This window comes from Nocardioides sp. Z21_20 (assembly GCF_059766585.1).
On record NZ_JCBAJX010000002.1, the window covers coordinates 213,723 to 236,508 of the forward strand.

The 22,786-nt window shown below is 73.9% G+C and carries 20 protein-coding genes; 11 read left to right on the top strand and 9 right to left on the bottom strand.

Going from position 1 to position 22,786, the window contains the following annotated elements:
- Positions 1 to 6: 6 nt before the first annotated feature.
- Both AC6EH9_RS04665 and AC6EH9_RS04670 read right to left on the bottom strand, forming a co-directional pair.
- A complete protein-coding gene (locus AC6EH9_RS04665; protein ID WP_498421032.1) occupies positions 7 to 1,536 on the bottom strand; it encodes an MDR family MFS transporter in 1,530 nt (509 codons plus the stop codon).
- 131 nt (positions 1,537 to 1,667) lie between these two features.
- The gene (locus tag AC6EH9_RS04670; protein ID WP_498421034.1) at positions 1,668 to 2,489 is read right to left on the bottom strand and encodes a class I SAM-dependent methyltransferase; all 822 of its coding nucleotides are present in this window, start codon (positions 2,487 to 2,489) and stop codon (positions 1,668 to 1,670) included.
- 152 nt (positions 2,490 to 2,641) lie between these two features.
- On the opposite strand from AC6EH9_RS04670, the gene AC6EH9_RS04675 reads away from it, so the two are divergent.
- Positions 2,642 to 3,304 (top strand): winged helix-turn-helix transcriptional regulator, encoded by a 663-nt coding sequence (locus AC6EH9_RS04675; RefSeq protein WP_498421037.1) that lies wholly within the window; start codon positions 2,642 to 2,644, stop codon positions 3,302 to 3,304.
- 27 nt (positions 3,305 to 3,331) lie between these two features.
- Here the strand turns inward: AC6EH9_RS04675 and AC6EH9_RS04680 are convergent, their stop codons facing one another.
- On the bottom strand, positions 3,332 to 3,646 hold the full coding sequence (locus tag AC6EH9_RS04680; protein ID WP_498421040.1) for a hypothetical protein: 315 nt from the start codon (positions 3,644 to 3,646) through the stop codon (positions 3,332 to 3,334).
- 162 nt (positions 3,647 to 3,808) lie between these two features.
- On the opposite strand from AC6EH9_RS04680, the gene AC6EH9_RS04685 reads away from it, so the two are divergent.
- The gene (locus AC6EH9_RS04685) at positions 3,809 to 4,525 is read left to right on the top strand and encodes a TSUP family transporter (protein WP_498421042.1); all 717 of its coding nucleotides are present in this window, start codon (positions 3,809 to 3,811) and stop codon (positions 4,523 to 4,525) included.
- A 6-nt stretch (positions 4,526 to 4,531) separates the two neighbouring features.
- On the opposite strand, the gene AC6EH9_RS04690 is transcribed toward AC6EH9_RS04685, so the two are convergent.
- Complete coding sequence (locus tag AC6EH9_RS04690; protein ID WP_498421044.1) at positions 4,532 to 5,701, bottom strand: helix-turn-helix domain-containing protein; 1,170 nt, start codon at positions 5,699 to 5,701, stop codon at positions 4,532 to 4,534.
- Positions 5,702 to 5,870: 169 nt separating this feature from the next.
- Between AC6EH9_RS04690 and AC6EH9_RS04695 the strand changes: the two genes are divergently transcribed.
- The 5 genes from AC6EH9_RS04695 (at position 5,871) to AC6EH9_RS04715 (ending at position 12,089) form a co-directional block, all read left to right on the top strand.
- Positions 5,871 to 7,211 (top strand): flavin-containing monooxygenase, encoded by a 1,341-nt coding sequence (locus AC6EH9_RS04695; protein WP_498421046.1) that lies wholly within the window; start codon positions 5,871 to 5,873, stop codon positions 7,209 to 7,211.
- Positions 7,208 to 8,047 (top strand): SDR family NAD(P)-dependent oxidoreductase, encoded by an 840-nt coding sequence (locus tag AC6EH9_RS04700; protein ID WP_498421048.1) that lies wholly within the window; start codon positions 7,208 to 7,210, stop codon positions 8,045 to 8,047. The genes AC6EH9_RS04695 and AC6EH9_RS04700 overlap by 4 nt, the downstream gene beginning before the upstream one ends.
- Complete coding sequence (locus tag AC6EH9_RS04705) at positions 8,044 to 9,411, top strand: MFS transporter (RefSeq protein ID WP_498421049.1); 1,368 nt, start codon at positions 8,044 to 8,046, stop codon at positions 9,409 to 9,411. The genes AC6EH9_RS04700 and AC6EH9_RS04705 overlap by 4 nt, the downstream gene beginning before the upstream one ends.
- 67 nt (positions 9,412 to 9,478) lie before the next feature.
- Entirely contained in the window at positions 9,479 to 10,600 is a 1,122-nt protein-coding gene (locus AC6EH9_RS04710; protein ID WP_498421052.1) for a hypothetical protein, read from the top strand.
- A 103-nt stretch (positions 10,601 to 10,703) separates the two neighbouring features.
- On the top strand, positions 10,704 to 12,089 hold the full coding sequence (locus tag AC6EH9_RS04715) for an HNH endonuclease (RefSeq protein WP_498421054.1): 1,386 nt from the start codon (positions 10,704 to 10,706) through the stop codon (positions 12,087 to 12,089).
- A 12-nt stretch (positions 12,090 to 12,101) separates the two neighbouring features.
- Here AC6EH9_RS04715 and AC6EH9_RS04720 read toward each other — a convergent pair whose 3' ends face one another.
- Entirely contained in the window at positions 12,102 to 12,407 is a 306-nt protein-coding gene (locus AC6EH9_RS04720; RefSeq protein WP_498421056.1) for a helix-turn-helix transcriptional regulator, read from the bottom strand.
- A 723-nt stretch (positions 12,408 to 13,130) separates the two neighbouring features.
- Between AC6EH9_RS04720 and AC6EH9_RS04725 the strand changes: the two genes are divergently transcribed.
- Together AC6EH9_RS04725 and AC6EH9_RS04730 are read left to right on the top strand one after the other, a co-directional pair.
- Entirely contained in the window at positions 13,131 to 13,628 is a 498-nt protein-coding gene (locus AC6EH9_RS04725) for a C40 family peptidase (protein ID WP_498421058.1), read from the top strand.
- Positions 13,629 to 13,772: 144 nt separating this feature from the next.
- Positions 13,773 to 14,135 carry a hypothetical protein gene (locus AC6EH9_RS04730; protein ID WP_498421060.1) on the top strand — a complete coding sequence of 121 codons (363 nt, stop codon included), beginning with the start codon at positions 13,773 to 13,775 and terminating at the stop codon, positions 14,133 to 14,135.
- On the opposite strand, the gene AC6EH9_RS04735 is transcribed toward AC6EH9_RS04730, so the two are convergent.
- Complete coding sequence (locus AC6EH9_RS04735; protein WP_498421062.1) at positions 14,120 to 14,896, bottom strand: MOSC domain-containing protein; 777 nt, start codon at positions 14,894 to 14,896, stop codon at positions 14,120 to 14,122. The genes AC6EH9_RS04730 and AC6EH9_RS04735 overlap by 16 nt on opposite strands.
- An 84-nt stretch (positions 14,897 to 14,980) precedes the next feature.
- Between AC6EH9_RS04735 and AC6EH9_RS04740 the strand changes: the two genes are divergently transcribed.
- Positions 14,981 to 18,226 carry a DEAD/DEAH box helicase gene (locus AC6EH9_RS04740; protein ID WP_498421064.1) on the top strand — a complete coding sequence of 1,082 codons (3,246 nt, stop codon included), beginning with the start codon at positions 14,981 to 14,983 and terminating at the stop codon, positions 18,224 to 18,226.
- Between the two features lie 10 nt (positions 18,227 to 18,236).
- Here AC6EH9_RS04740 and AC6EH9_RS04745 read toward each other — a convergent pair whose 3' ends face one another.
- Together AC6EH9_RS04745 and AC6EH9_RS04750 are read right to left on the bottom strand one after the other, a co-directional pair.
- Positions 18,237 to 19,379: an acyl-CoA dehydrogenase family protein gene (locus tag AC6EH9_RS04745; protein ID WP_498421066.1), complete on the bottom strand. Its 1,143-nt coding sequence runs from the start codon at positions 19,377 to 19,379 to the stop codon at positions 18,237 to 18,239.
- Between the two features lie 11 nt (positions 19,380 to 19,390).
- A complete protein-coding gene (locus AC6EH9_RS04750) occupies positions 19,391 to 20,545 on the bottom strand; it encodes an acyl-CoA dehydrogenase family protein (RefSeq protein ID WP_498421068.1) in 1,155 nt (384 codons plus the stop codon).
- Between the two features lie 291 nt (positions 20,546 to 20,836).
- Between AC6EH9_RS04750 and AC6EH9_RS04755 the strand changes: the two genes are divergently transcribed.
- On the top strand, positions 20,837 to 21,913 hold the full coding sequence (locus tag AC6EH9_RS04755; protein WP_498421071.1) for an LPXTG cell wall anchor domain-containing protein: 1,077 nt from the start codon (positions 20,837 to 20,839) through the stop codon (positions 21,911 to 21,913).
- On the opposite strand, the gene AC6EH9_RS04760 is transcribed toward AC6EH9_RS04755, so the two are convergent.
- A complete protein-coding gene (locus AC6EH9_RS04760; RefSeq protein WP_498421073.1) occupies positions 21,910 to 22,719 on the bottom strand; it encodes a YwiC-like family protein in 810 nt (269 codons plus the stop codon). The genes AC6EH9_RS04755 and AC6EH9_RS04760 overlap by 4 nt on opposite strands.
- Between the last annotated feature and the right edge of the window lie 67 nt (positions 22,720 to 22,786).

Here is a 22,786-nt window from a genome sequence, read left to right on the forward strand (position 1 = left end):
GACTTCCTAGGATTCCACTTTCCGTCGGCGACCTGCGGGAGGAGCCTCCTTGCCGTGCAGGTGCCGTGGCAACAGCAGCGCAGGGAGGATGATGAGCACCGTCAGGCCGAAGGCCACCCAGAAGGCGTACCCGTAGGAGTCGGCCATCAGCGGCCCGACGATCGGCATCTCCCGGCTCGGGATGGAGTGCAGCTCGGTGGCCCCGCCACCACTGCCCTTGCTGGCGGAGTCGAGGCCCCGCGAGGTGAGCTGGCCGGTGAGGTGGTGGGTCAGGACGGTGACCAGGATGGCGCTGCCGAAGGACGCGCCGACCTGCTGGATGGCGGACAGCGTGGGGGCTCCCTTCGTCGCCTGGGCCTTGCTGAGCGTGCTGTACGCCGAGGAGATGGTCGGCATCATCACCGAGCCGATGCCGATGCCGCGCACGAAGAGGGCGACCGAGAGCCACGTGTAGGAGGTGTCGACGCCGACCTGGGTGAACGGGTAGGTGCCGGCGAGGGCGAGCACCACGCCGACCGGGACGACGTACCCGGCCCCGATCCGGTCCGTGAGGCGACCGGTGAGGAGCACCGCCACGATCGCGCCGAGGCCCTGCGGGGCGAGCAGCAGGCCGGCGCCGAGCGCGCCCTCGCCGCGGACGGTCTGGTAGTACAGCGGCAGCAGGATCATCCCGCCGAACATGGCGACCGCCACCAGGAACACCGCTGCCGTGCTGCTGGCGAAGACGCGGTTGCCCAGCAGGCGGACGTCGATGAGGGAGTCCGCCCCGCGGTGGAGGCTGTGCGCGACGTAGAGCGCCATGCCGACGCCGCCGGCGATGAGCCAGCCCAGGACCCCCCGCTCCGCGAACCCGCCGCGGGAGCTGGCCTCGGACAGGCCGTAGAGCAGCATGGCGAGGCCGCCCGAGAGCAGGACCAGGCCGAGCACGTCCAGTCGTCCGGGAGCCTCGGCAGCGCCGCCGGAGGGCAGCTTCCAGAGCGCCAGGGCGATCGCGATGATGCCGACCGGCACGTTGACCACGAAGATCCAGTGCCAGGTCGTGTACTCCACCAGCAGGCCGCCCAGCACCGGCCCGAACACCGGTCCCAGCAGCATCGGCACGCCGAGGATGGACATGGCCCGTCCCATCCGGTCGGACCCGGCGGCCGTGGCGATCATCGCCTGCCCGGCCGGCGTCAGCATGCCGCCGCCGAGGCCCTGGAGGATCCGGAAGCCGATCAGGCTCTCCATGTTCCAGGCGGTCGCGCACAGGGCGGAGCCGAGCATGAACATGGTCACCGCGGTGATCCAGATCCGCTTCGATCCGAACCGGTCCATGGCCCAGCCGGTGATCGGGATGACGATGGCGACGGCGAGCAGGTAGCCGGTGACGACCCACTGGGTCTTGGCCAGCGACGCGTCGAGGTCGGAGCTCAGTGTGTCGAGCGCGACGTTCACGATCGTGCTGTCGAGGACCGCCATGATCATGCCGGAGACGACGACCAGGCCGGTGACGATCACCTTGCGCTCGAGTCGGTCGTTGGGGGTGGTTGCCATCTGTCTGACTCCAACCGTGGGGAGTTCCGAGAACGACGCAGACGGACCGAGACCGGCCTTGGGGACGCGCAGAGATCTCTCTCCACGCTAACCCCAACCGGCTCAGAACACCGCCACCCGCGGTGGGAGCGTCACTGGCGGCGCCCGGTGAGCAGCAGGTACTCCCAGTCCATCGCGCCCTCGCCCAGGTCGTGGCGCTGCATGAGCTCGGCCAGCTCGAGATCCAGTGCCTCCACCTTCTCCGGGTCCTCGGCGATGGCGCGGTAGACCGCGATGGTGGGGCCGTAGGTGGCCTTGAAGAAGTCGCGGAACTGCGCGCCGTCGGCGAACCGGTCGACGCGCAGGCTCTCGGTGCTCGCCTCGACGTCGCCGACCCGCTCGCCGAACAGCGAGCGGACGTGCTGCTCGTCGCCCCACAGCGGCGGCGGCTGCGCGCCGGCCGGCGGCGGCGGGGCGTACGGCTTCATCGTCGCGAACATCTGCCCGATGAACCCGGCCGGCGTCCAGCTGAGCAGCCCGATGGTGCCGCCGGGGCGACACACCCGGGCCAGCTCGTCGGCGGCCACCTGGTGGAACGGCGCGAACATCGCGCCCACGCACGACATCACGGTGTCGAACGAGGCGTCCTCATAGGGCAGCGCCTCGGCGTCGCCCTCGTGCCAGTCGAGCTGGACTCCGCGGGACTCGGCGTCGCGGCGCCCCGCCGCCAGCAGCTCCGGGGTCAGGTCCGAGGCGACCACGTCGGCGCCCGCCTCGGCCGCGGGGATGGCGGCGTTGCCGGACCCGGCGGCCACGTCGAGGACGCGTTGGCCCGGACGGACCCCGCACGCCTGCACCAGGCGCGGTCCCAGGGTGGGGATCACGTCGGTGGCCACCGAGGGGTAGTCGCCCAGTGCCCACATGGCGCGGTGCTTGGCCTTGATGTCGGGTGCGGCGGTGCTCTGGTCGGTCATGGTTTCCTCCCGAAGGTCGAGTCTTCCCTCGAGACTGGCCCCGCCGGGCAGCTGAGGGCCAGTGCCGGATCTGTACCACCCAGTTCGCGCCGGGCACTGGTGCGGCGGGTCCGGGACGCGCTCTACTGGAAGATCCGCATCCAGGAGGAGCCATGTCGTCCTACGGCCAGTTCTGCCCGGTGGCGAAGGCCATGGAGCTGCTCGACGAGCGGTGGACGCTGCTCGTCGTACGCGAGCTGCTCGCCGGGAGCACCCACTTCAACGACCTGCGCCGGGGGAACCCGAAGATGTCGCCGGCCCTGCTGTCCAAGCGCCTGCGCACCCTCGAGCGCGCCGGCGTCGTACGCCGCGAGGTGCGGCACGGGCGCAGCGGCTACCTGCTGACCCCCGCCGGCGAGGAGCTGCGCCCCGTCGTCGAGCAGCTCGGCGCCTGGGGGGTGCGCTGGATCGCCCGGCTGGGCGAGGAGGACCTCGACCCGCACCTGCTGATGTGGGACCTGCGCCGCACGGTGCCGGTCGCGCTCTGGCCGCCCGGGCGCACGGTGGTCTCGTTCGCGTTCCACGACGTCCTCGCCGCCCGGTGGTGGCTGTGCGTCAACGCCGGCGAGGCCGACGTGTGCGACGTCGACCCCGGCCACGAGGTGGCCGCACGCGTCGCCACCGGCCTGCGCACGCTCACCGAGATCTGGCGCGGCGACCGCACCTGGGGCCGGGCGCTGCGAGCTGGGCTGGTCGAGATCACCGGCCCCTGCGCCCGTGAGGTGCCCGGCTGGCTCGGGCAGGCCACGCTCGCGGCGGTGCCCCGACCCGCCTGAGGCCGGCCCCCACCGATCGCGCGCTCGTCAATCAGAAGGCTCGTGGCCCTCGCGGCGCTCCTGCAGCCGGCGCTGGGCCTCGGGCAGGAACTCCAGGCACGGCGCCTCGGCGCCCGGGTGCTTCTCGGCGAGATGGAAGATCCAGCGGTCCATCGCGGCCATGAACCCGTTGTCGGCGCCGGGCCGGTACGCCGACCACTTGCGCTCGCCCTTCGCGACGCACTGCGAGCAGCTGATCTTGTAGACGAACTGCTGCTGCGCGTCGAGGTCGATCTTCACTCTCGCGAGGGGGCCGGCCTGGGCGGCGGCCTTCCGCTCGCGAGCCGAGCGGCTCGCCGTCATGTCACACACCTCTGCGGGGGAAGGGGAGGCCCGAGCATACCGGCCGGGACCCCGAGGACGGCGGTCCGCGTTGCCGCACTCACCGAGACTGCCCACCCGCTCGGGGGTGGCGAGCGGGCACACTCCGGACGTGACGACTTCGCCTGTGCCTCGTTCCCCGCGGTGAGCGAGGAGCTCCTCCTCGGCGTGGTCCTGCTCGGCGTCCTCACCGGCGCGCTCGCCCAGGCAGCCACCGGCATGGGCTTCTCGCTGGTGGCCGCTCCCGTCCTGGTGCTCGCCCTGGGCCCCCGCGAGGGCGTCGCCGCCACGCTGGGCCTCGCCACGCTGGCCTCGGCGATCCCGCTAGCGCGCGAGGTGCGTCAGGTGCAGCCCGGCGCCGTGCTGCGGCTGCTGGTCCCCACCCTGCTGTGCACACCGCTGGTGGCCTGGGCCGTGGCCGGGGCCGACACCCGGTGGCTGGCCCTCACTGGCGGGGTCGGGGTCATCGCGGCCGTGCTGCTGCTGGCCGGCGGCCTGCGGTCGCTGTGGTTCCGCACCCCGCAGGCCGTCGTCCTCACCGGCGCGACCAGTGCGCTGCTGAACGTCGTCGGCGGTGTCGGCGGGCCCCCGATCGGGCTCTACGCGGCGAACACCGACTGGGAGCCCCGCGTGCTACGCGCCAACCTGCATGCCTTCTTCGTCGTCCAGAACGCCGTCACGGCCCTGCTGCTGGGCCTGCGCCTGCCCGGCCCGGGGGAGCTGGCGGCCCTGGCCGCCGGCACGGTCGGGGGACTCTGGCTCACCGCCCGGATGGCGCCGGCGGCCGCGCGCGCCGGTGTGCTCGTGGTCTCCCTGGTCGGCGGGATCGGCCTCGTCGCGGGAGCGGCGGTGAGCGGCTGAGGTCGCTCAGCCCGTCTCCGCCAGCCACTCGTGGCACAGCCACCAGGCGTCCACGGCGGCGAAGGTGTCGAGCGGGTCGAGACCGGTGACCTGGGTGAAGCGCTGCACCCGGTTGCGCACGGTGTTGGCATGCACGAACAGCTCGCCGGCGGCTCGGGCCGTGTCCCGGTCGCACTCCAGCCAGCGGCGCACCGCCCGCGCCACCGGTACGACGTGCTCGCCGAGCCGGGCACGCGCGTCGCGGTGACGCGCGACGAGACCGGTCGCCAGGTCGCGCCGCACGAGCACGGCGGCGACGCTCGCCACATCGGCCACGTGCACCAGCCCGCGCCGTCCGATGGCCTCGGCGGCGGCCACCGCCGCGGTGGCGAACCGGTGCGCCGCGCCCACCTCCTCGGGGCCGACCGGGCCGGCCAGCCCGACCACGCCGGTCTCCGAGGTGCGCCCGGCCGGACGACGGGCCACCACGGCGACGACCACGTCGCCGACCCGGGCCGCGCAGGCGGGGGAGTGCTCGCGGGCCAGCCGCTCGAGCGCCGAGGTGGCCGCCTGGTCGCTGCCCCGGGCCACCAGCACCCACAGCGCCCCGCCGGTCGGCAGGCCCGCCTCCGCCGCGGCCAGCACCGCGGCCGACCCGCCCTCGAGCAGCCGGCGCAGCAGCTCGGTGTCGCGGGTGCGCTGCGACCCGCCGCGGCCGCCCGGGTCGCGGTCGTTGCGGTCCCGGGCGTCGCGCGCCTCCCGGTGGGCCCGGATCAGCCGTCCGCGCACCGCCTCGGCCCAGTCGTCGTACAGCTCGCGGGCATCGAGCAGCCGCACCGGATCCAGGCCGCGCGCCTGGGCGAGCTCCCGGGCGCGCGCCCAGATCGCCCGCTCCGCGACGTGGATCGCGCCCAGGACCCCCTCGATCGGGATGCCCTGGCCGGCCCGGGTCACCGCGAGCTCCTCGACGAAGGCGAGCTCGGCCTCGGTGGGGCCGCGGCGCCCGGCGAGCGCTCGGGTAGAGGCGGTGAGCAGCGCCCGAGTGTGCCCGGCGATGTCGGCCGACGGCAGCGACGACACGTCCTGCACGGCCGTGCGCACCCCGGCCACCACCGACGTCATCAGGTCGTCCTCGACAAGGACCTGCTCGATCAGGTCGACGACGCCGGACCAGTCCGCGGACGAGGTGGGGTGCATGGCGACATCGTGACAGCCGCCGGTTGTGGCGCGCCACAACGCGACGCCCCCAGGCGGTGCCTCGGGCCATGTTCAGTGCCGCGACGGGCCTCTACGGTTGTGCGGCCGGACAGCCCCGTGTCCACGGACGGCTCTCGCCCCACCCGGCGCCATCCCCCAAGGAGGACGCATGCCCTCGCCCGCGCGCGTGGCGGTGATCGGTGCCGGAGCCGCCGGCCTGGCCGCCACGAAGGCCCTGCTCGACGTCGGCGCCGACGTGGTGGCCTATGAGAAGGGCGACCGGCCCGGCGGGCTCTGGGTCCGCGACAACAGCAGCGGCCTCTCGCCGGCGTACGCCTCGCTGCACCTGAACACCAGCCGGGGCCGCACCGAGTTCGCCGACTTCCCGATGCCGACGCAGTGGAGCGACTACCCCTCCGCGGACCTCGTCGCCGGCTACCTCGCCGACTACGCCCGCACCTTCGGCGTGCTCGAGCGCATCCGCTTCCACACCACGGTGACCTCCGTCAGCCGCGAGGACGGCGGCTGGCAGGTCGCGGTGGACGGCGCGCGGACCGAGCGCTTCGACGCGGTCGTCGTCGCCAACGGGCACAACTGGGACCCGCGCTGGCCCTCGCCGGCGTACCCGGGCACCTTCGCCGGCGCCCAGCTGCACGCCCACGACTACCGCGAGGCCGATGTGTTCGCCGACAAGCGGGTGCTCGTCGTCGGGATGGGCAACTCCGCGATGGACATCGCCGTCGACGCCTCGCACGTCGGCAGCGGGCCGGTGCTGCTCTCGGCGCGGCACGGTGTCCACATCGTGCCCAAGTACCTCTTCGGTCGCCCCTCGGACGCCACCGGAGCCGCGCTGTCCGCCCTGCCCTGGCGGGTGCGACAGGTCGTCGCGCAGACCATGCTGCGCCTGGCCGTCGGCACCCCGCAGCGCTACGGCCTGCCGGCGCCGGCCGGCGGGCTCTTCCAGAACCACCCGACGATCAGCGACACGATCCTGCACCGGCTCACCCACGGCGAGGTCGTGGCCCGCCCCGGCATCGAGCGCCTCGACGGCTCCCGGGTGGTGTTCACCGACGGGAGCAGCGACGAGGTCGACGTGATCGTCTGGGCCACCGGCTACCGCGTCACGATCCCCTTCCTGTCCGCGCAGTGGCTCGGCGAGGACCCGGAGTCGCTGCTGCTGCACGAGCGTGTCTTCCACCTCGACGAGCCGACCCTCGGCTTCGTCGGGCTGATGCAGTCCACCGGAGCCGCGCTGCCCGTCGTCGAGGCGCAGGCCAAGCTCTTCGCCGCCCACATCGGCGGCCACTACGCCCTGCCCGATCCGGCCGCCCGGCGCCGCGCGGCCGAGCGGGCCCTGGCCGCAGCCCGCGGTCGCTGGGGCGACAAGCGCCCGGCGATGCGCATCGACTTCGACGAGTACGTCGCCCGGATCCCGCGCGAGATCGAGGCCGGCCGGCGCCGCCTCGCCGAGGGCGCCCCCGGATTCGCGGACGGGAAGGTGCCCGCATGAGCCGCCGAGACGCCACCGGCCTGCGGGTCCTGGTCACCGGCGCGTCCGGGACCTTCGGGCGCGCGATCTGCGCCGAGCTGAGCGCCCTGGGGGCAGAGGTCGTCGGCCTCGACGTCGCACCTCGCCCCGACGACCCGGTCCGGGTGCTGGCCTGCGACCTCACCGACGACGACGCGGTGCCCGTCGCGGTCGCCGAGGCCATCGCCACGCTGGGCGGCCTCGACATCCTGATCAACAACGCCGGCATCGGCGGGCCGGCGCCCGCCGAGCTCGCCCCCGGCGCCGAGGTGCGCCGCCAGCTCGACATCAACCTGCTCGGCACCTGGCGGGTCAGCGCCGCCTGCGTCGAGGCGCTGGTGGCCTCGCGCGGGCGGGTGGTGATGCTGACCTCGCGGATGGCGGTCATGCAGCTGCCGCTCGCCGCGGCGTACGGCGCCTCGAAGCGCGCGCTGGTGGCCTACGCCGACGCGCTGCGCCTCGAGCTCGGCACCCACGTGGGCGTGACCTGTGTCTACCCCTCTGCGGTGCGCAGCCCGATCCACGACTCCACCGCGTCGGCCGGGCTGTCGCTGGAGGGGATGAGCAGCTACGAGCCGCTCGAGGGCGTCGTCGACGCGGTGCTGCACGCCGCGCTGTCGCGCCGGCCCCGCCGCGACCTGCCCACCACCCGGCGCGGTGCGGTCGAGTTCTTCCTGGCCCGCCACCTGCCGGCGCTCACCGACCGGATCGTCGCGCGCACCTTCGCCGCCCGGATCGGCTCCGGCGCCTTCGCCGGCGCCGAGCTGGCCGCCCGCGCGGTGGCCCGGCACACCGAGCGGGACGGGGCCCGCAGATGAGCACCGCCCACGAGCCGGTCGCTGTCACCGGCGAGAGCCACGACAACCGCGCCCGGACCCCGCACCTGCTGGCCTACGGCTCCGGCTCACTGGGGATGGGCGTGTGGGTCACCGTGCCCGGGCTGCTGCTGCTCTACTTCCTGACCCACACCCTGGGCGTGTCGCCGCTGCTGGCCGGGCTCACGCTGCTGGTGCCCAAGGTGATCGACGCCGTGGTGCACCCGGTGCTGGGCACCTGGTCGGACCGCGGGGCACGCCGCGTCGGCCACCGGCGCCAGATGCTGCGCGTCGGCCTGTTCCTCGCCCTGGCGATGGCCGCGATGTTCACGGTGCCCGACGGCGTCTCGGGCGGCTGGGCGGCACTGTGGGTGGGCGGCTTCTACATCGTCGGCAACCTGCTCTTCGCCTGCTTCCAGGTGCCCTACCTGACCACCCCGTCGGACCTGCGCGTCGGCTACCACGAGCGCACCCGCGTGTTCATGGTCCGGATGCTGCTGCTGACCGTCGGCCTGCTGCTCGCCGGCGTGCTGGCACCGGCGCTGGTCGAGGACGGCGAGCGCGGCAGCTATGCCCGGATGGCGCTGCTGCTCGGCGCCCTGATGGTGCTCAGCGGCCTGGTGGCCATCCGGGGCGTGCGCCGGCTCACCGAGACCTGCGGCTTCCGGATGCCCGACGAGCGGGCCCACTCCACGCGCGCCGACCTGGTGCTCGCCTGGAGGGACCGGGACTTCCGGCTGCTCGCGCTGTCCTACCTGTTCACCGGCACCACCACCCACCTCGTGCTGGCGGCGGTCCCGTTCTACGCCGAGTACGTCCTCGCCGACAGCGGTCTCACCGCCGTCCTGATGGGCGCCTTCCTCGGCCCCGCCGTGGTCGCCGGACCGGTCTGGATGTCGGCCTCGCGGGTGCTCGGCAAGCAGCGCGGCCTGCTCCTGGCCCAGGTGCTCTTCATCCTCGGCAGCGTGCTGCTGCTGTTCGGGAAGGGGCTCGGCGTCCCGGCGACCGTCGCGATCGTGGTCCTGCTCGGCATCTCCTTCGCCGGCCTGCAGCTGCTCGCCTTCTCGATGGTCCCCGACGCGGTCGCCGCCGCGGAGGAGCGCGGCACGTCGCGCGCCGGCGCCTACACCGGGGTGTGGACCGCGACCGAGGCGGTCGGCACCGCGATCGGGCCCTACGTCTACTCCGCCGTGCTGGCCATCGGCGGCTTCGTCTCGGCGGTCGACGGCGACAGCGTGGCTCAGAGCGACGGGGCGCTCGACGCCCTGCTGATCGGGTTCACCCTGGTGCCGGCGGTGCTGATGGCGGTGGCGGTGGCCTTCCAGCGGCTTTGCGCGCTGGACCACGCCGCGGTGCCGCGCGGCTGAGGGCGAGTTCTCCACAGGTTCGAAACTGGCTCTGGTGGCAACACCGGGGCGGGTCTTTGCTGGGGGCATGTCGAGATCACGACCTCCCCGGCGCCGCGCCCGCCCCGCATCGGACACTCCCTTCCCGGCGGATGACCCTCTGGCGAAGCTCTGGCGGATCCTGGTCGCCGCGGACCGGGCCGAGGTGGCCGGCGACGCGGCCTTCGCCTGTCAGCTGATGCGGGCCCACCCCGTCGGTCCCGATGGCAGGCCGTTCTGGCGCCCGTGGCGGGTGCTCGCGCTCGAGCAGCTCGTCGAGCTCGGCCCGGCTCGGCCGGCCTGGGTGACCTCGCGCTGGATGCTGGCGCAGGCCCTGCAGCACGCGGACGCGACGAGCCGCGAGCGGTGCAGCGCGGCCCTCGACCTGGCGCTCGACCTGCTTGAGGACTCCGCGGACCCACCGGGGGCCGACCGGGTGGACAGGATCAGCCAGGTGATGGACCACGACTGGGTCTACCGCCAGCTGCATCTCTACGAGCTCGGCGGCCTGGAGGACTTCGTGCACCGGGTCGCCTCCCGGGAGCTGCGCCGTGCCGGGGAGGAGATGGACCCATGGCTGCGTGCGGCGATGGGCGGCTACCGGCTCCAGGGAGCGGACCGGGGCAGGCTGAGCTGGGAGGATCTCGCCACCCACGACACCGTCACCACGCTCGACACCGGGGCGGCCGCGCTCGTGCTCGGAGGGGAGACCGTGCTCGGGCGACTGGTCCCGGCGGGTGAGGAGACGATCTTCGAGGGCGTGCCGCTGCTCGTGTCGCCCGAGCTCGCCGGCGCGGTGGCGGCGTCACCGGGGGAGTGGCTGCACCTGCTGCAGCAGACCCCGGACAGGCCGGACACGTACCTCGCACCCGGCTGCGGCTTCGCCTCGGACGTGCGCGTCGACGTCCTGGACGCGATGGGTGGGGGCCTCGACCTGGTGCTCGAGGCGCTGGAGATCGTCGAGCACGGCGAGGTCGAGAGCGTGCCGGGCGACGTCGACATCTGGCCCTACTGCGCCGCGGTCCTGCTCCGGCCCGGGCGGCTCGACGCGATCGCCGGGCTGCTGGGCCCCGAGGACGCCGAGATGGTGGCCGCGCTGGCGGGGCGACTGGCCGAGCCGGCGGCGTCCGCGTGCCATCGGCTGGCGGCCCGGCTGCAGGCCGCGGCCTGAGCCCCACAGCCCTTATGACCTGCGGAAATGCTGGCCGAGAAGTTCTCCACAGATTGGCTTGCGGGGGTTACCTCGGGGTGCCGATTTGACTATAATCGGTCCTATGTTTGAACTCTCTGACTACGGGCTGAACGGCGGCGACGACGCTGCCGACGCACCCGTGCCCGAGGCAGCCGAGCGGCCGGGTGAGTTCTGGGTCGAGATCCTCGCCGCGGTCGAGCCCGCGGGGCTCAGCGATGCCGCGCTGGTCGACGAACTGGCCGGGTTGGAGCGGCTCACCTCCGCGGCGGCCGCGGCCAAGGCCCGGCTGACCGCGGACCTCGCGGCACGGCGCCGCGCCGAGGACACCGCCCGAGGCGTCCCGGCGCAGCGGTGCGGGCGCGGGGTCGCCCACGAGGTCGCGCTGGCACGCCGGGAGTCCCCACACGCCGCCCGCGAGCACGTCACGCTCGCGGTCGCGCTGGTCGAGGACCTCCCCGAAACCCTGGCCGCGCTGGCCCGCGGCGACCTCAACGAGCACCGCGCGCAGATCCTGGCCCGCGAGAGCGCCGACCTGTCGCGCGCCGACCGCGCCCAGCTCGACTCCACCCTCGCCCCACAGTTGGCCGGGATGGGGAACCGTGAGGTGATGCTGGCCACCCGCCGCCTGGCCTACGCCCTCGACGCCGAGGGCGCCGCCCAGCGCGCCACCCGCGCCCGGGCCCGGCGCCGCGTCACCCACCGCGGACTGGGTGACGGGATGGTCCGCATCAGCGCCGACGTCCCGGCCTGGGACGCGATCGTGGCGATGCAGGCCCTCGCCGAGCGCGCCGACCATCTCAAGGCCTGCGGCGACACCCGCACCCGCGACCAGATCATGGCCGACGAACTCCTCACCCGACTCGACCAGCCCGCCACCGCGCGTGGGCGGCGCATCGAGATCCAGCTGGTGATGAACGCCGAGATGCTCCTCGACCCCGACCAGTCCACGCCCGCACACCTGGTCGGCTACGGCCCCGTGCCCGCCAAGGTGGTCGCCACGCTGCTGGGCGACCCCGACGCTGAGGTCGCGATCCGGCGGCTGTACGCCAACCCCGCCGACGGGGCGCTGGTCGCGATGGACTCCCGCGCCCAGCTGTTCACCGGTGGCCTGCGCCGGCTGCTGTTCGCCCGCGACGGCGAGACCTGCCGCACGCCGTACTGCGACGCGCCCGTGCGGCACGGCGACCACGTCACCCCCCGCTCCCGCGGCGGCACCACCACCCTGAACCAGGGCCAAGGCCTGTGCGCGGCCTGCAACTACGCCAAAGAGGCCCCCGGCTGGCGCCACCGCACCACCAGCCCACCCCACACCCGCCACACCGTCGAGGTCACCACCCCCACCGGCCACACCCACCACTCCACGGCCCCACCACCACCCGTCCCGCCGTCCGGCACCAACAGCGGCCTCGACGTCCGGATCCACCACCGCCCCACCAGCCTCGAGATCGACTGGGTCCTCGGCGCCTAGGCTGCCCGGGTCTCAGAGGCCGCGACGCATCCGGGCCGCGCGCTGGCCGGGCGTCTCGCCGTACTCCTTGGTGAACGCCGCCACGAACGCGGACGCGCTGGAGTAGCCCACCCGGTGGGCGGTCTCGGTGACCGGGTGCAGGCCGAGCAGGGCCAGCGAGGCCTGCAGCCGCAGCCGGGTGCGCCACGCGGTGAAGGAGAGTGCGTACTCCCGGATGAAGTCGCGCTGCAGGCTCTTCACGCTGGTGTGCAGGCGGGTCGCCCACGCCTCCAGGCTGGTCTCGTCGGCCGGGTCGGTGGACAGCGCGGCGGCGACCACTCGGGCTGCGACAGGCCGGGTCCGCCGAGGCGTCGGATCACGCCGGCGGCGGCGCCGTCCATGGTCAGGGTGCCGGCCGGGACCTCCTGGACCGCCGGCGGCACCTCGCGCAGGCACACCCGGTAGACCGTCTGGCGGTCGCAGCCGCGGGCCGCGAACACCGCACCGCGGCGTACCCACAGTGCCTCGTCGGGCCCAGGAAGCGGTGACTCCCGCCGCGCGCGACCGCGAGCATCCCGTCCGGGGACCACACGACCTGGTGCAGGTAGTCGTCGCGGCTCTCGGCCGAGCTCGTCGAGGAGGTCTTCGGGCTGCCCTGCCTGATCGTGGAGGACCCGGTGGCCGGCACCCCGATGATCGTGCCGACGCTGGTGTGAGGCTGTGGCGAAGTTGTGGCGAAGTTGTGGTGCACATCGCCACCCCCCAAGGATTGCCCTTCGGTGGCCGATGGTGGCACCATCGATTTTCTGTCCGGGCTACTCGCGCCCGCGCAGACGAAATGCTCCGCACTCCGCCGGAGCCGCCTGGACCGCGCCGAGGCCCGTCACGTCGCCAGGTTGAACACGACCCAAGGAAGTGCAGAGACGGGCGCGGGAGACCCAAGCAGCACGCCTGAGCGGTGAGACCACCGTGAGGGCTCGGGGTGAAGTCGAGCAGCGCTCGACCGGGCACGGCGTCCGAATCCGACAGGACTCCTTCCGCAGGCGGTGCCGAGGAACCACTGTGAACAACGCCCGTATCGGCGTGCTGTCGCGCGCCCGCTCCCTTGCCCTGCTCCTGGTCGTCGCCTTCATGCTGGCCGGCACCCTCGTCGTCGCCGGCGGAGCCTCCGCCCCGGCCGACGCGATCGGCGCCAAAGCCCTGAAGAAGCGCGGCGAGAGGGTCGTCGCGGTCGCCCGCAACCAGGCCGGCGACCCCTACCGCTACGGCGCCACCGGCCCCAACGCCTTCGACTGCTCCGGCCTGACGCAGTACGTCTACCGCAAGGCCACCGGCAAGCAGCTGCCGCGCACCTCCGACGCCCAGGCCCGGGCCGCCAAGCGGATCAAGCGCTCCAGCGCCCGCCGCGGCGACCTGGTCTTCTTCCACAGCGGCGGCAACGTCTACCACGCCGCGATCTACGCCGGGAACAACAAGATCTGGCACTCGCCGAACTCCGGCTCGCGGGTGCACAAGGCGAAGATCTGGTCCAGCAGCGTCTTCTTCGGCCGGGTCCGCTGAGGCACTGCCGGATCGTCACCCAGGGGGCAACCGCGCCCGTGGGGGCCGACTAGAGTGTCCGCGATGAGTGCGTCAGCCGAGGACTACTGCGATCTGTGTGACCTTCCGAGGTCTCAGTGCCCCCACGGGCGTCCACCCACGCCGGTGGTCGAGCCGCCCGTCGCCGCGAAGCCGGTCCGCCGCTCGACCGTGCGCCGGACGCCGGGTGCGCCGATCAAGCGCGTCCAGCACCGATGGACCCCCGTCGAGACCCTGGAGCCGCACATCGTCGCGGTCCTGCAGGGGGCCGGGGGAGAGCTCGACACCGACGACGTGATGCGCGAGCTGGCGACCCGGCTGGAGGGCCGGCTGCTCCCCGGGGACGAGGAGACCACCCCCGAGGGCGAGCTGCGCTGGCGCTACGCGGCCCGCAAGGCGCGTCAGTCGCTGGCCCGCCAGGGTCTGATGGTCACCGGGCGTCCCGGGGTGTGGCAGCTGACCGACGCGGGTCTTCACTCCCCGGGCTGAGCCAGCACCCGGACGGCGTCCCCGGGCCGGATCGTGCCCGGCACCGTCACCTCGGCGTCGACGCCGAAGCACAGCTCGCCGGTCGTGAAGCGCGGCCGGTAGTCGGCCAGCGCCCGGAGGACGCCGGCGTCGCGACGCCCGGTGCGCGGGTCGAGGTCGACGACGGCGCAGCGCGGGACACGCTGGCGCACCCGCACCCGGGCGTCACCGAGCGCGACCTCCCTGCCGAGCCAGTCGTCCTCCTGGTGCGCGCTCAGGCCCTCGAGGAGCGCGGTGGCGCGGAAGCGGGCGCTCTGCGCGGCCACCTCCGGGCGTCCGAGCCGCCTGGAGAGCTCGCGCATCGAGGCGCTCGAGACCAGCGTGACGGCCGCGCCGTAGACCACCTGGCCGCGGGCGACGGCGGCGAGACGGACCGGTGCGCCGAGGTACGACGCGAGCAGCGCGGCGTGCGGCCCGTCCAGGAGCTCCAGCTCGGCCGGGCGACCCCAGTAGTCGCAGGTCAACCGCTCCCCGGTGGGGCGCGGTGCCCCGCTCGCGGACTCGCCGCCGGGCAGCACCACCTCCAGGTGCCCCTGGCCGTAGCGGGCGGTGACCGCGATCAGCGAGGGGTGCTGCACGGTGCGCAGCACCCGGGCGGCGTCGGGGTCGACCAGGCACAGCGCGCGGTCGCCCACGGGTCCGTGCGCGTCCAGCACGACCTCGTCGTACGCCGTGTGCGCGGTGCCCTTGACCGGCGCGAACCCGACCCGCTCGATGTGCATGCGCCGAGCCTGCCACGCCCGACCTCGCCGGGCCCTGTGGAGGACCGGGACCGAGCCCTGCCCCGGCGGTGAATAATCGGCCACGTGCACCCTCTGCTGGCTCCGCTCGACGACGCGGCGCTCCACGTGACCTTCGGCAGCGCCACGCTGCAGCGGGCGCGCGCCTACGCCCGCGAGGAGCGCGTGCGCCGGGTCGAGGTGGTCGAGGAGGCCCCCCACGAGCTGGTGGTCTCCGCGACGGTGGCCGGAAGCCACGCGATGGTCTACGAGGTGGGGGTGATCGTCGTCCGCTCGCGGGGCCGGGTGCTCGCGCACGGCGACTGCACCTGCCCGGTGATGGTCAACTGCAAGCACGCGGCGGCGGCGATCATCGCCCTGCGCGGGCGTCCCGAGAGCCCCCGGCACCTGCACGCGGTCCCGCGCTGGGGCGTGCAGCTGGAGGCGGTGCTCGACGAGCTCGACGGCTCGCGGGCCGCCGAGGCGGCCCAGCCGCTGGGCCTGCAGTTCGACCTGCGAGCGGCGCGCTCGGGCCAGCTCCCGGGGATCCGGATGCGACCCGTCCAGCGCGGCGCCCGGGAGCGGTGGATCAAGTCGGGCATCGGCTGGGCCGACGTCGGCCGGGCGGGCTACTCCTCGACCCGCGACCGGGCCCAGATGGCGGTGCTGGCGGAGCTGGCGCGTGCCTCGCGCGGAGACGCGTACTACTACTCCGCCGCCGCGCAGCCCGAGCTCGGCGACTTCGGTCCCGCCCTGTGGCTGCTGCTGCGCCGGGCCCGGGAGGCGGGGATCGTCTTCGTCGGCGCGGGGACGATCGCGAGCGTGGAGCTGCTGGATGAGCCCGTCGCGGTGCTCGCCGACGTCGTCGACGCCGGTGGCCAGACGCGGCTCGAGGTGGGCGTACGCCAGGGCGAGACCTGGTGGCCGGCCGAGCGGGTGGTACCGGTCGGGGGTCACGGGGTCGCCCTGCTCGGTCCCGGCCCCGGCGGGCACCGGCTGCTGCTGGCCCCCACCGACAGGTTCCTGCCCGACCCGATGCGCCGCCTGCTGAGCGGCGGCGAGGCGGTGCTGGTGCCGCCCGGCGAGCGGGAGCGCTTCACCACCGACTACCTGCCGCGGCTGGGTCGGCACCTCGAGGTGGTCTCCTCCGACGGGTCGGTGCCCGTCCCCGAGGAGCACCCGCCGGTCCTCACCGTGGCCGTGACCTGGCACGGCGCGTTCCGCGTCGCGCTGGAGTGGGGCTGGCGCTACCAGGTCGGCGACGAGCGCCGGGTCTTCGCCCTCGACAGCGAGGACGGGCTGCGCGACGTACGGCGGGTGCGGGCCGAGCGCGCCCACCTGGACCGGCTGCGACTGGCCCCGGCGGTGGCCGAGCTGCTGGCCGGCGCCGACGGGGAGCCGCTGGCGCGCCGCGAGCTGGTCGACGTCGAGGTGCTGGCCTTCGTCGACACGGTGCTGCCCGCGCTGCGCGCCGAGCCCCTCGTCGAGGTCGTCGAGCACGGCGTCGAGCCCGAGCACCGCGAGGCCCAGGGCGACCTCGACATCCGCTTCGACCTGGTCGACGACGGCGGTGGCGCCGACGACGCGGGGCCCACCGACTGGCTCGACCTGGCGGTGGCCATCACCATCGACGGCGAGTCGGTCCCGCTCGCCGACGTGCTGGCCGCCCTGACCCTGGGCCAGGAGCGGATCTTCCTGCCCAGCGGGACGCACCTGTCGGCCGCGCACCCCGAGCTCACCCGGCTCGCCGACCTGGTCCGCGCGGCCGGTGAGCTGGTCGACCAGGACGGCGAGGGCGTGCGGGTCGGGCGCCACGACCTCGGGCTGTGGGGCGAGCTGGCCGACCTCGGGATCGTGGATGCCCAGGCCGCGCGCTGGGTGCGCTCGGCGCAGGCGCTGCGCGACCTGACCGGTCTGCCCGAGGTCGAGCCCGAGGGCATCGTCAGCGAGCTGCGCGGCTACCAGCTCGACGGGTTCCGCTGGCTGGCGTTCCTCTGGCAGGCCGGCCTGGGCGGGATCCTGGCCGACGACATGGGACTCGGCAAGACCCTGCAGACGCTGGCCCTGATCAGCCACGCCCGCGGCAACGGGGCCGGTCCGTTCCTGGTCGTCGCGCCTTCCAGCGTGGTCTCCGGCTGGGCGCACGAGGCCGCCCGGCACGCCCCGAAGCTCGACGTCCGCACGGTGACCTCCTCGGGGCGCAAGCGCGGCGTCGCGCTGGGCGACGTGGTGGCCGGCGCCGACGTGGTGGTCACCTCCTACACGCTGCTGCGCCTGGAGGCCGAGGAGTACGCCGCGCTGGGCTGGGGCGGTCTGGTGCTCGACGAGGCCCATCAGGTCAAGAACCACCAGGGCAAGACCTACCAGGCCGTCCGCCGTCTCGACGTGCCGTTCCGCCTCGCCCTCACCGGCACGCCGTTCGAGAACCGGCTGATGGAGCTGTGGTCGCTGCTCTCGATCGTCGCGCCGGGGCTCTACCCGTGGCCCAAGAAGTTCACCCAGCACGTCGTGGTGCCGGTCGAGAAGCAGGGCGATCAGGCGGCGCTCACGCGCTTCCAGCGACGGATCCGCCCGTTCCTGCTGCGCCGGACCAAGGAGCTGGTGGCCTCCGACCTGCCACCCAAGCAGGAGCAGGTGCTGGAGGTGACGCTCGGCGCCAAGCACCGCAAGGTCTACGAGACCCACCTGCAGCGCGAGCGCCAGGCGGTGCTCGGCCTGGTCGAGGACTTCGACCGCAACCGGGTCGCGATCTTCCGCTCGCTGACCCGGCTGCGCCAGCTCAGCCTGGACGCCGCGCTGCTCGACCCGGCGCACGAGGGGATCGGCTCCGCGAAGCTCGACGTGCTCGTCGAGCACCTCGTCGAGCTGGTCGCCGAGGGCCACCGGGCACTGGTCTTCAGCCAGTTCACCAGCTTCCTGAGCCGGGTGCGCGCCCGGCTCGACGCCGAGGGGATCGACACCGTCTACCTCGACGGCCGGACCCGCGACCGGGGCCGGGTGATCGCCGACTTCAAGGGCGGGGACGCGCCGGTCTTCCTGATCAGCCTCAAGGCCGGTGGGGTGGGGCTGACCCTGACCGAGGCCGACTACGTGTTCGTGCTCGACCCGTGGTGGAACCCCGCCGCCGAGGCACAGGCGGTCGACCGCGCGCACCGGATCGGCCAGGACCGGCCGGTGATGGTCTACCGCCTGGTCGCCACCGACACCATCGAGGAGAAGGTGATGGCGCTCAAGGAGCGCAAGGCGGCCCTGTTCGGCCAGGTGCTCGACGGCGGCGCCGCGATGACCACGGGCATCGACGCCGACGACGTGCGCGAGCTGTTCGGGCCGTGAGCCGGCCGCCTCAGCCCAGCGGGTCCACCTCGTGGTGCTCGCCGACCGTGGCCGCCAGTCTGGCCAGGTGGTGGTTGCCGTCACCGAGCAGGTGGTCGAGCGCGGTCAGGTGGCTGGTGTAGCTGCCCACGCTGTACTCGGCGGTCATCGCGATGCCGCCGTGCAGCTGGATCGCCTCCTGGCCGACGTGCCGCCCGGCCCGGCTGACCTGGAGCGCCGCCCGCGAGGCCGCCTCCGCCACCTCCTGCGGGCTGCCGGAGACCAGCACCATCGACGCCCACAGCGCGACGCTGCGGGCCAGCTCGAGGGAGACGTACATGTCCGCGGCCCGGAAGTTCAACGCCTGGAAGGTGTTGAGGGTGACGCCGAACTGCTTGCGGCTCTTGAGGTAGTCGGTGGTGGCGGCCAGGGCGAACTCCATCGCCCCGATCGCCTCGTTGCAGGCCGCGATGCGCGCCGCGTCGAGGGCGCGGGCGATCACGTCGCCGCGGTCGCCGCCCTCGCCGAGGACGGTGGCCGCGGCGCCGTCGAAGGTGATCCGTGCGGCCCGCCCGCCGTCGTGGGTCCGGTACCCCGTGCGGGTCACGGCGTCGGAGTCCGGGTCGAGCAGGAACAGTCCGGTGCCGCCCTCAGGCAGCGCCGCGCTCACCACCAGCTGATCGGCGCGGGCACCGTGCGGCACCGGCTCCTTGACGCCGCTGAGCACCCAGCCGGTCCCCGTCTGGGTGGCGGTGACCGCGACGGCCGAGGCCGACCAGCGGCTGCCCGGCTCGGCGTGGGCGAAGGCCAGCAGACGCTCCCCGGAGGCGAGCGCGCCCAGCACCTCGCCGCGCTGCTCGGCGCTGCCGGCCGCGGCCACCACGCCGCCGGCCAGCACGACCGACGTCAGGAACGGCTCGGGGGCCAGGCACCGGCCGATCTCGCCCGCCACGATGCCGACCTCCACGGGGCCGGCGCCCATCCCGCCGTCCTCCTCGGCGAAGGGCAGCCCGAGCACCCCCATCTCGGCCAGCCGCGCCCACAGCGCCTCGTCGAAGCCGGGCTCCTGGGCGACCGCGCGGCGGCGCTCCTCGAAGTCGGCGTACGTCTTGGTGACCAGCCCGCGCACCGCGTCGCGCAGCGCGAGCTGCTCCTCGTCGTACTCGAAGTCCATCTCGTCGCCCCTCAGAGTCCCAGGATCGTCTTTGCGATGATCTGTCGCTGGATCTCGTTGGATCCGCCGTAGATCGACGCCTTGCGAAGGTTCAGGTAGACCGGTGTGGACCGTCGGGCCCACTCGGGCAGGTCGGAGTCGTCGCCCGCGCCGGAGGCCAGCGAGGCCGGACCGGCGAGGTCGACGACCAGCTCGCTGACCGCCTGCTGGAGCTCGGTGCCCTTCAGCTTCAGCACCGACGAGGCGGGGTGGGCCTTGCCGTCGGCGGAGTCGGCGACCACACGCAGCGCGGTCAGCTCGAGCGCCAGCAGCTCGTTCTCGAGCTCGGCGACCCGGGCGGCCAGCAGCGGGTCCTCGGTGAGCAGCGGACCGGCCCACTGCTTGGCCTGGGCCAGCACCCGCTTGCTGGCCCCGACCGGGGCGACGCCGACGCGCTCGTTGCCGAGCAGGAACTTGGCGTAGTCCCAGCCGTGGTTCTCCTCCCCGACCAGGTTCCCCGCGGGCACCCGCACGTCCTCGAACCACACCTCGTTGACCTCGTGGCCGCCGTCGATCAGCTCAATGGGGCGCACCGTCAGACCGGGGCTGGTCATGTCGATGAGCAGGAACGAGATGCCGCGCTGCTTCTTGGCCTCGGGGTCGGTGCGCACCAGGCAGAAGATCCAGTCGCCGTACTGCCCGAGCGTGGTCCAGGTCTTCTGGCCGTTGACCACGTACTCGTCGCCGTCGCGCACCGCGCTGGTGCGCAGCGAGGCGAGGTCGGAGCCGGCGTCGGGCTCGGAGAACCCCTGCGACCACCAGATGTCGAGGTTGGCGGTGCCGGGCAGGAAGCGCTCCTTGAGCTCCTGGGAGGCGAACGCGGCGATCACCGGGCCGACCATGGTGGCGTTGAAGGCCAGCGGCGCGGGCACGAACGCCCGCTGCATCTCCTCGTGCCAGATGTGGCGGCGCAGCTCGCTCCAGTCGCGCCCGCCCCACTCGACCGGCCAGTGCGGTACGGCGAGGCCGTGCGCGTTGAGGATGCGCTGGGTCTCGACGAACTGCTCCCGGGTCAGCTCACGGCGGTGCGCGACGGCGTCGCGGATCTCCTGGGGGACCTGGGTGGTGAAGAAGGTGCGCATCTCCTCGCGGAACGCGGCGTCCTCGGCGGACAGCTCCAGCTGCATCGGCAAGCCTCCTGGGTCGTGGTGCCGGCCCCATCATGGCCCGGGTCACCAACTCCCGCACCCGCACTGTGCAGGTCGTCCAACGGGCCGGCTCGGGAGCCGGGCGCAGTGCACGGGAGCCGGGCGTAGTGCACGGGAGAGAACATCTGCCGGTCCCAGGACACGTCTTTGCCACGTCCGGGACACATCGCTGCCTCTGGCCCTCGCCGGCCCGACTTCGCGCTTACCGTCGGCCGGGCCACGGACCTCTTTCGTGGCGCAATTGGGTGGGGGATGCAAGTGAGAAGAATCGTGACGACGGCGCTGTCCGTCTGTCTGGCCGTGCTCGGATCGGTGCTGTTCGCCGGGCCGGCCTCGGCGCACCACGTCAATGTCATGGGAACCGTGGTGTGTGGGGACACGCCGGGCACCTGGGACGTCACCTGGACCGTACGCAACTGGCAGGACCCCGACGCGAGCAACACCGCGACGGTGAGCTCCAGCTCCCGCGCCGTCGTCCCGGTCGGGACCACCTTCGCGCCGGACCAGGCGCGGACGTTCTCCGAGACGGTGAGCGCGACGACCCCGCTCACCCTCGAGGTCGGCCTGCGCTGGGCCAACGCCAACACCGGCTCCGCTCGCACCGGCGTGACCACCTTCCCCGCCTGCGACCCGGTGCTCGTGGACGTGACGGCCGCAGCGCCGAGCGTCACCCCGGCGACCTGCGAGAGCGACGGGACCCTCGTGGTGCCCGCCGACACCGACAAGGTCCGCTACACCCGTCAGCCCGCCGGAGCCGGCCCCGGGACCTACCTGGTCACCGCCACCGCGACTCCCGGCCACCGGCTGGTCGGCACCTCGACCTGGAAGCTCACCGTGGCTGAGCGCTCGTCGGTGCTGGACTGCCTCGTGCAGGTCAAGCCCGTGGCGCCGCAGGTGAAGGCCGAGGCCGACTGCGACACGGCCGGCTCGCTGAGCATGGCGGTCACCGAGGGTGTGCGCTACGTCCTGACCCGCGGCGACGGAGCCACCGGGAAGTGGGAGGTCACCGCCTTCGCGAAGCCCGGTTACGTCATCGCCGCCGGCGCCCGCACCGTCTTCACCGGCGACCTGGGCACGCCCGAGGACTGCGAGCCGGTAGAGGGCAACCCCGGCACCCCCGTCGTGAACGTGCCGGGGAAGCCCCCGGTCGAGCAGCCCCCGACGCCCACCGCGGACACGCCGGCCACGCCTGACGCTCCGGTGAGCTCCACGCCCGAGCTGCCGGCCACCGGCGCGGACGCGAACCTGGCGGCCCTCTCGGGCGCCGGTCTCGGCCTGCTCGTGCTCGGTGCGGCCATGGTCGCGATGGCCCGTCGCCGGACCACCCGACGCGGACTCGCCGGCTAGGCCCAGCGGGCGACGACGAGGCCGGCGACCACGAGAAGGAAGCCGGCCAGCTCGATCAGCCCGATCCGGGCCGGACGCATCGGGCGCCGGCCCACGACGAACGAGCGGACCGCCAGCACGACGAACGCGGGCACCAGCCACAGCCCCGCCGGCAGCCCCCAGAGCGCGCCGAGCGCCAGGACCACCGGCACCGAGGCCACGGCGAAGGCCCGGGAGACGTGGGCGAAGCGAGGATCGCGACGCTCGCGGATCAGGGACTTCACGTGCAGCGTGGAGCCGAGCAGGACCAGCACGCACAGTGCGGTGACCACCGCGAGCCGGACGGTGGCCAGCTCCTCGAGCGGGGGCAGCCAGGTCCGCTCGCCGACGGCGAGGGCGCGCACGACCGGCACCATCAGCGCGCACTCGGCCACCAGCACCAGGTCGTTGCCCAGCGCGCGCTCCCGGTTGCGACTCGCGTAGTGCAGGTTGACCGCGAGGCCGACGAGGTAGAGGGCGCCGACCCAGACCAGCCACGGCCGGGCGAGGAGCAGCAGCAGCGCCGGGGGCGTGGCGAGCGCGAGCCAGAGGACGAAGGGCCGGCGGAACCGCTGGGAGCGGCGCGCCCGGACCAGGCCCGAGGCTGCCCACGACATCGGGTACGCCGCGACCCAGGCGAGCCCGAGCACCAGCAGCAACGGGGTCCAGGGGGAGACGAGGGCGCCCAGCACCAGCGGCAGCACGAGGAAGGCCCAGGCGCCGTGCTGCTCGGGGAAGAGGCTGGCGATGCGGCGCGATCCTCGCGGGCGGGTCGTGGCACTGGTCACGGCGGTACTCATCGCGCCCCATTGAAGAGCCCGTTCTCCGGGGTAGGTAGAGACCATGGTCCCGCCG